This window comes from Sodalinema sp. (assembly GCF_046483825.1).
Lineage (GTDB): Bacteria > Cyanobacteriota > Cyanobacteriia > Cyanobacteriales > Geitlerinemataceae > Sodalinema.
On record NZ_JAWOCL010000147.1, the window covers coordinates 1 to 8,261 of the forward strand.

Annotated in this window: 6 protein-coding genes; 1 reads left to right on the top strand and 5 read right to left on the bottom strand. The window is 51.1% G+C overall.

The window, feature by feature from the left end; genetic code table 11:
* The first annotated feature begins 552 nt into the window (after positions 1–552).
* Positions 553–2,100 carry a protein kinase domain-containing protein gene (locus tag R6U67_RS09700; protein ID WP_410252347.1) on the top strand — a complete coding sequence of 516 codons (1,548 nt, stop codon included), beginning with the start codon at positions 553–555 and terminating at the stop codon, positions 2,098–2,100.
* A gap of 99 nt (positions 2,101–2,199) precedes the next feature.
* Here R6U67_RS09700 and mgsA read toward each other — a convergent pair whose 3' ends face one another.
* From mgsA to R6U67_RS09725, 5 genes are all read right to left on the bottom strand, one after another.
* Positions 2,200–3,471 (bottom strand): methylglyoxal synthase, encoded by a 1,272-nt coding sequence (mgsA, locus tag R6U67_RS09705; protein ID WP_410252348.1) that lies wholly within the window; start codon positions 3,469–3,471, stop codon positions 2,200–2,202.
* 212 nt (positions 3,472–3,683) lie between these two features.
* Positions 3,684–6,233, bottom strand: coding sequence for a glycogen/starch/alpha-glucan phosphorylase (locus tag R6U67_RS09710; RefSeq protein WP_410252349.1), 2,550 nt, complete (start codon positions 6,231–6,233; stop codon positions 3,684–3,686).
* Positions 6,234–6,404: 171 nt separating this feature from the next.
* The gene (locus R6U67_RS09715) at positions 6,405–7,271 is read right to left on the bottom strand and encodes a cation diffusion facilitator family transporter (protein ID WP_410252350.1); all 867 of its coding nucleotides are present in this window, start codon (positions 7,269–7,271) and stop codon (positions 6,405–6,407) included.
* A 116-nt stretch (positions 7,272–7,387) separates the two neighbouring features.
* Entirely contained in the window at positions 7,388–7,834 is a 447-nt protein-coding gene (locus R6U67_RS09720) for a tellurite resistance TerB family protein (RefSeq protein WP_410252351.1), read from the bottom strand.
* 25 nt (positions 7,835–7,859) lie between these two features.
* On the bottom strand, positions 7,860–8,261 hold a 402-nt coding region (locus R6U67_RS09725), incomplete at its 5' end, for an RNA-guided endonuclease InsQ/TnpB family protein (protein WP_410252352.1).

Here is an 8,261-nt window from a genome sequence, read left to right on the forward strand (position 1 = left end):
TTTTCTCATGCTGAGGGTCATTGGGTCGAGATGTTTAGAGGGTGTCTTTTTTTAATGAAGGATCTCCAGGATATATAGCAGGATTTGTTGCATTAGATACAAAATTGTAGGGGAACCCACCCCTAACCCCTCCCAGGAGGGGATTTTTCGCCCCTACAGCAACGACTATAATTCGCCATAAATTTTCCGTATAACTCTTGACCCAGAAGATTACCAATAATAGGATAACTCCATCAATATTGACCGGTATCGAGGCTCTAAAAAACCCTGACACCCTGAATAAAAATATTAAAAGTTGTATAAAATATCTCTAATACAAATGTGCAATTCAAAGTAAAATACTGTAGGGGCAAACCGCTGTTCGCCTTATGATTTATCTAGTTTTTCTGCTGTTCCCACTCCAGCAAGGGTTTTCATCTGCTCTAAATTTTGCTCCTCACCCTAAATCCTCAAGACTCGCCCAGACTGGCATCATTGACCCCTCATTTGGGATAAACTGAGAACAGGACTCATCCTAAACTTGGCCCTGTCTCACCTGTTGGAGTTGCAACGATGATTATCCCGCCCTTCCTGAAAGAACGCTATCGTATTATACGTCACTTGGGATCAGGAGGGTTTGGGGATACGTTTCTCGCCGAAGACACGCAAATTCCCTCGAATCGTCATTGTGTGGTCAAATGTCTCAAACCGCTCGCTAAGAATCTCCAGATTTATACCGAGGTTCAAGAGCGATTCCAACGTGAAGCCTCTATATTAGAAGACTTGGGTGGTGGACATCCTCAGATTCCCACCCTTTACGCCTATTTTCGGGATAAAAACTTATTTTATTTAGTCCAAGAATATATTGACGGAGACACTCTAATCGACTATATCAAACGGAATGGAAAATTAACGGAAAGCAAGACAAAAACGATTCTAAATAGTTTATTATCTCTGTTGGACTATGTTCATGGCAAAAAAATAATTCATCGCGACATTAAACCGGATAACATCATTTTACGACAGCCGACGTTAGAGCCGGTTTTGCTAGACTTCGGTGCTGTCAAAGAAGTAATGGGAACGGGTTTAGATGATTCGGGAAATATCACCAGTTCTGTGATTGTCGGAACTCCCGGATTTATGCCCAGTGAACAAGCAATTGGTCGTCCAATTTATAGCAGTGATTTGTATGCGTTGGGTTTGACGGCAATTTATGCCCTAACTCAGAAATTACCCCATGAGTTGCCCAATGAGCCGCTGACAGGGACGATTCTCTGGAGAAATCACGCTCCTGGGGTAACTCCGACATTTGCTAATGTTATCGATCGCGCCATTCATCCTCATGCGTCTCATCGTTTCCCCGTTGCGCGTCAGATGCGGGAAGCCCTCACCCAAGATCATCGAAGCCCAAAACCAATATCTCCTAGCCAATTCTCTGAGGAAAAAACTGACGTTGAAACGCCTCGACGGGTTGATGCTACGGTAACTTTTAGCCCTCAATCGGGTCAAGGGAATTCAACATCCGTCCCCCCCCAAATGCCCGAATGGCAAAAAGCACTATTAACCGGAGGAGTCATGGGGCTTTTTCTCATTGCAGGTTTAGTGCTTTCACAACCCGGCGATCGTCGTAACGCTGACAGTAACAATACTCTCACAGATCTCAATCAACCGATGGAATCCTTGAGTGAGCCTGACCCCCCAACGCCTGAACGCGAAACGTCTGAATTTCCCTCTAGGAACATCCCCTCTCAATCGAGGCCTGAACCTACCCCAATCTCAACCCCTCAGACAATTCCACAAGCCCGAACCTTAGGCTGGGTTAGAATTGGAGCCGTTGACGTCAACATGAATCATCAGACGAGCGGTGCATCCTTAATTCGGACTGGCCAACCGGTGACGATTTCTCCGCCGTTCATCCCCAAAATTGGCGATGAAGTGATTATTTCCAACAATGTCAACTTGAGGGTAGACTATCCTAAACCTCCCAATTATCGACTAGCTGAACAAACCAGTGTTTTACCCACTGGACAAAAGGTGATTATTCAAGATCTGGTCAGTTTTGTTGATCAGACAACCACATCACCCTATCCAGCCGTTTGGGCAAAAGTTGGGGTTCGTTGAGTCTCACCGCGAGATCAAAAATCGCGAGATCAAAAATCATGATCTCGAAAACAGACGTTCCGATGGTCTGAGCCAAAATCAACGAATTTCCCGCCTGGCTTACACCGTCAGCGACAACGGTGCAATCACCGTCAACGCCTTCGGTAAACATTCGATCTCAACCGGAGTCGTTTCCACCACATCCCCGTCAATGACGATGTTCTTGACCGGGTCTGCCGTCACCCGCATCTTAGCCGCCCGTAAACAGATGATATCGTCCCGTTGGGTCTCCGTCTTCAAAATTGCCGCTCCCACCATGCTGGTGAGGGCGTTAAGTGCCTGTAAGCGGTTGTCTGTCGTACCGATGGTAATCTCTAAAACCCCGTCATCCGGGATCGTCTCCCCGAATCCTTGAGCCAAAATCGAGGTGGGCGGGGCCAAGTTGGCAATGGTGATGGCATCGGCCCGAAATTGCCGCACTTCTCCGTCGATTTCGAGTTCGGCATCAAATTGACTGTCTTGATTGAACCGTTGCACACCGCCCCAGAGATAGGCCAAAACCCCCCAACGATCCTTCTTCTCGCGATCGGCTAATTCCACAACATCCGCTTCAAAACCAATTCCAGCCAGGAGAATCATCGTCCGTCCGTTACAACGGGCCGCATCAATCACGCGGTTGGTTCCCGAGATGAGTAACTCACAGGCCCCACGGATATTTTGCGGAATACCCAACGCACTGGCGAAGGCGTTGGCGGTTCCCCGAGGAATCACCCCTAGAGGAATTTCGGTATGTAATAGGGCATCGGCGACGGTGGAGACGGTTCCATCCCCTCCTGAGGCGATGACTAAATCGGTTCCCGACTCCAGGGCCTCCTGAACCAAGGCTTTTAAATCTGTGTCAGCTTCTGTAACCAAGACATTGAGGTGAATCCGGTCTTGCAGTTGTTCACGAATTAAGGCCAATTCGCGATCGGGGTTCCCTTGGCCGGCGGCGGGGTTAAAGATGAGGTGGGCGACGCGGTGGGTGGCCAGTTGCTGGATGACGGCGGTTGCGGTGGCCAGGTTGGTGGCTAACGGCACGTTGTGGACGTTGCAAACCCGCAACAGGGCTTGAATGTCGGGTTCGTGGGGTTGGGCGTAGAGGGGATCGATGAGGAAGATTACGGCAACGACATCGCCGCTAACTATTCGGGCCGCGATTTGTGTGTCTCCTCCCATTCCGCCTGATTCCATCTGTTCGATGGATAAGTCGGTCGCTTCTTGAATCCGTCGTCCGGTGGTTCCGGTGGCGATGATATGATAGCGGCCGAGAATTGAGCGGTAGTCTTGGGCAAAACTAACCAGTCTATCTTTTTGGGCGTCGTGGGCGATGAGGGCTAGGGTTGCAGGCATTTGGGTTTAAGGGAACAGGGAACAGGGAACAGGGAACAGGGGAAAAGAAGGCAAAAGGCAAGAGAAGGCAAAAGGCATAACCCACCCCTAACCCCTCCCAGGAGGGGATGGCAAGAGGCAAGAGGGGGGAGAAGGGTCGATCGCCAAAGAGGGAGAGACTCGATATTCCAAGCCTCTCCCCCTAATTTGAGTTTAATCGGTTTTGCGACGAATTAGCGCATCTTGACCGAACGTTTTAAGGTGGCTTCGGCTTGGGAATATTCCTCCAACTCGATGTTCACCGGTTTAGCATCCCAGATCTCTTTGCAATACTCGTCGATGGTACGATCGCTGGAGAATTTACCCATGCGAGCGGAGTTGAGAATGGCCATGCGTGTCCAGGAGTCGAGATCCCGATAGGCTTTGCTGACGTCTTGCTGACAGTCAATGTAGGCTTGATAGTCTGCCAACAGCATAAAGGGATCACCATAGAGCAGGTTATCCACAATGGGTTTGAAGCGATCGCGATCGCCCGGAGAAAAGTCCCCATTGGCAATGCGATCAATCGCCCCCCGCAGTTCAGGATTATTCTCGTAGTAAGAGCGAGGATTATAGCCTTTCGCTTTCAACTCTTGAACCTCTTGAGCCGTCAAGCCAAAGAGGAAGAAGTTTTCCGCCCCAGCTTCTTCGCGAATCTCGATATTTGCCCCATCTAGGGTTCCAATCGTTAAGGCCCCATTCATGGCAAACTTCATATTGCCGGTTCCCGAGGCTTCTTTACCCGCCGTTGAAATCTGTTCGGACAAATCAGCCGCTGGGTAAATCCGCTCCCCAAGAGACACATTGAAGTTGGGCAAAAATACCACTTTCAAGCGTCCGCGAACATCGGGATCTTTGTTAACCACTTCTCCGACGGCATTGATCAGTTTAATGATCAACTTCGCCATAATGTAGCCCGGCGCCGCTTTCCCGCCAAAGATAAAGGTCCGAGGCAGAATGTCCGCGTCAGGATTGCGCTTAATGCGGTTGTAGAGGGTGATGATGTGTAAAGCCGCTAAATGCTGGCGTTTGTACTCATGAATCCGCTTCACTTGCACATCAAACAAGGAATCAGGATTGACCTCAATCCCGCGCTTAGCCTTGATATACGCGGCTAACTCTTGTTTGTTTTGCCGTTTAATCTCTTGCCATTGTTTGCGGAAGGCCTTGTCTTCAATACATTTCTCAATCCCACTGAGTTGTTGGAGATCCTTGAGCCAACCGTCGCCGATTTTCTCAGTAATCAGTTGAGAGAGTTTGGGGTTACTCAGCAACATCCAGCGACGGGGAGTCACGCCGTTGGTTTTGTTGAAGAATTTTTCAGGCCACAGACGGGCAAAGTCCCGTAGGGTTTGGCTTTTTAACAGTTCCGTATGCAGGGCTGCCACGCCGTTGATGGCATGGGAACCGACGCAGGCGAGGTGGGCCATACGAACTTGTTTTTCGGGGCCTTCTTCGATGATTGATAAGCGCCGCGCCAGTTCATCATCACCGGGGAACCAAGTCCGCACATCTTCGAGGAAGCGGAAGTTGATTTCGTAAATCAGTTCCAGGTGACGAGGAAGCAGGGATTTAAACAACTCCACAGACCACCGTTCCAAGGCTTCGGGAAGCAGGGTGTGGTTGGTGTAGCAGAGGGTTTTTTGGCTAATACTCCAGGCAGTCTGCCAATCCAGGTTATGTTCGTCGAGGAACAGGCGCATCAGTTCGGCGACGGCAATGGCGGGGTGGGTATCGTTGAGTTGAATGGCCACCCGTTCGTGGAAGTTCTCTAAGGAACGGTTGGTGCGCAGATGCAGACGGATTAAGTCTTGTAACGATGCCGAGACAAAGAAGTATTGTTGTGCTAGACGCAACTGCCGACCTTGGGGGGTGTTGTCGTTGGGATAGAGAACCTTGGAGATGGTTTCGGAGTTGATTTTCTCGGCGACGGCCCGGTCATAGTTCCCGGCGTTGAAGGCGTCAAAGTTAAAGGCTTCACTGGCTTCGGCTTTCCAGAGTCGCAGTGGGTTAACGGTGTTGGTTTGGTAGCCGGGAACGGGGGTGTCGTGGGGAATCCCGATGACGGTGCGATCGGGAATCCAACACCAGCGAGAGTTGCCGTTGGTGTCGTGGAACATTTCGGTATGGCCGCCGAGTTTCACTTCGACGGTGTCTTCGGGCCGGGGAATTTCCCAGGGGTTGCCGAATCGCAGCCAGTTATCGGGGATTTCGACTTGCCAACCGTCTTTGATGATTTGGTGGAAGATGCCAAATTCGTAGCGAATCCCGTAGCCGATGGCGGGGATTTCTAGGGTGGCTAGGGAATCGAGGAAGCACGCGGCCAGCCGTCCTAAGCCGCCGTTGCCGAGGCCGGGATCTTGTTCTTGTTCGAGGAGTTCTTCGAGGCTGAGTCCAGACTCTTCGATCACTTGCTGAACGGTCTCGAATAAGCCGAGGTTGACGAGGTTGTTGCCTAAATGCCGTCCCATCAGGAACTCAGCCGAGAGGTAACAGACGACTTTGACGTCTTCCTCGCTGTAGGTGCGGACCGTTTTGATGAAACGATGGAGCAGGCGATCGCGCACCACGTAGGCCAAGGCCAGATAGTAGTCATTCAGGGTGGCGATGGTCTGATCTTTGCCCTGAAGATAGAAGAGATGGTCGGCAAAGGCCCGTTTTAGGGTTTCCGGATTCATGCCGGTGCGATCGTCTTCAACCTTAATCGGCGTGTTGTCTGGGTTGGAGTAGATAACTTTATTCATAAGTTCCGTCTGGGGGTTGCGTTTCCGGGCGATTGATTTCCGGGTTATTTGGGCTGCGAGTGAGGTGGATGAGTCTGTTTACAGCTTTGAGGGAGTCCAGGTGTTTGGCTCAAAACAACGGTTCTCACTCTCTGCACCAATAACATAACTTCGGTACCGGTAACGCAATCATCAACGGATTTTGACATTTTTGGCCCGAGTCAGGGAGATGAGAGCGCGTTGTTTCGGTTGGGGTTTGAGATATTGGCAAGAGTAGGGGTTGGAGGGGGTGGGGGGCGATCGCCGTGGGCCAACGAATGTCGAGGTTGAGTCGGAGTTGAGCTGCGTCTTGCCCACTTCTAACAAACTCGGCGTCGCTTGTACAGCCTTGACGGGTGTCCGCCACTGTGCCACGGCTTTAATGAGCAGGGGGATGGCACTGAGGGTAATAAACCCGGCAATGGCTAGGCCAATGGCCGTATCGACCCAATGCCAGCCCCAAATATAGGCTACGATCGCCGCAATGATAACCCCCACGGACCCCATAGCGTCGGCGACGGCATGAAGAAAGGCCCCTTCTAGGTTTAAGTTGGTTTGACTCTCTTGATGCAGTAATTTAGCACTGGTGGTATTGATGACCAATCCCAATAGGGCCACCCCTAAGACGGGTAAACTGAGCAATTCTTCGGGGGGATGGTTCAGATGTCGCAAGGCTTCCCAGATGACGAAGGCGGCCATCAGCAACAGGGACAGTCCATTGACGATGGCGACGCCGCTTTCGGTTCGTCCCGATTGAGTTTGCCCCGATTGAGTTTGCGCCCTCTGGGTTCCCAGTCGCACTCGCCAGGTGGCCCAGAGGGCAAGTGTTAGGGCGATCGCGTCGGTGAGCATATGGCCCGAGTCCGCCAGCAACGAGAGGCTATGGCTAAACTGTCCTGTGAGCCATTCGACGACGGAGAAGCCCAAAACTAGGGCGATCGCGAGTTGTAGGGTTTCGATGGGGGTTCCCGAGTCTATGGGGGTGCAACAGGGACAAGGACGAGGGGTAAATTGTCTCATGGGGTGCGTTAGTTCAATCGACAGGGAGCAATGACAGGGCTGACGGGGTTCGTCGAGGGGCTGTTCCCTGGGGATCGCGCTGGGCCTGAGGCGATTGGGGCTGTTTGAGTCTCGACTTAACCTCGATTTTTAATGATCATCACGTTGATGATTTGCACCGCCAACTCATCGGGGATGTTTAGGAGCTGATGCAGTTCGTTAAGTAATACCTCTTCTTCGGGTGACACTTCGCCATCAGCTAAAATGACATCCGTGGTGATGGCAAACGTCGTCTCGTAGAGGTCGTGAGGAAGTGTGGCGACGGCGGCGGATAACAAGGCTTCTGGTCCTTGTCGTTGAATCACCCCCATGAGGCGATCAATCGTCGAAGCAATCACATCGCTCGAATAGCTACGAAACATTTTTAAGCGACACAGGGTTGTCACCAAAACTTGCATTTCTTCTTTGGCAATATAACCGTCGGCGGCGATCGCCAACAAGGTAATCCCGATAAAGGCCTCGGCTGGCCCCAATGTGACTTCTGTCCGACGCTGTGCCCCTAAGACGCGATCAAATAAGCCCATGGTCTGATCCTCTAATGTGAGTTATTTAATTAGTCTTTGACACTCCCCAGCTATCACGGCGTGGGGATTCTTCCTTCAACGATCCGACTTGCCCTGACAGGTTTGCACCAGCCAAAGTAGCGGTCAAATCTCCAGAAGCGTTTGGGTCATCGACCCAAGTTCCGGTATGCCCTACCGTACTCAAGGCAGCGTTCAGGATGTTGATGGCAGCGTTATGATCTCTGTCTAACTCACAACCACACTGACAAGCATGGGTTCGAGTTGATAGGGATTTTTTGACGACTGCACCACAGTTAGAGCATTTTTGAGAGGTATAGGCAGGGTTCACCGCTACAGTTATCCTGCCGAATTTCACTCCAAAATGCTCCAACCATTTCCTAAATTGATACCAACCCGCATCGTGAATCGACTTGGCGAGACAGTGGTT

Coding starts and splice junctions, on each gene's coding strand:
- R6U67_RS09700 (WP_410252347.1), top strand. CDS start 553: ATGATTATCCCGCCCTTCCTGAAAGAACGCTATCGTATTATACGTCAC.
- mgsA (WP_410252348.1), bottom strand. CDS start 3,471: ATGCCTGCAACCCTAGCCCTCATCGCCCACGACGCCCAAAAAGATAGA.
- R6U67_RS09710 (WP_410252349.1), bottom strand. CDS start 6,233: ATGAATAAAGTTATCTACTCCAACCCAGACAACACGCCGATTAAGGTT.
- R6U67_RS09715 (WP_410252350.1), bottom strand. CDS start 7,271: ATGAGACAATTTACCCCTCGTCCTTGTCCCTGTTGCACCCCCATAGAC.
- R6U67_RS09720 (WP_410252351.1), bottom strand. CDS start 7,834: ATGGGCTTATTTGATCGCGTCTTAGGGGCACAGCGTCGGACAGAAGTC.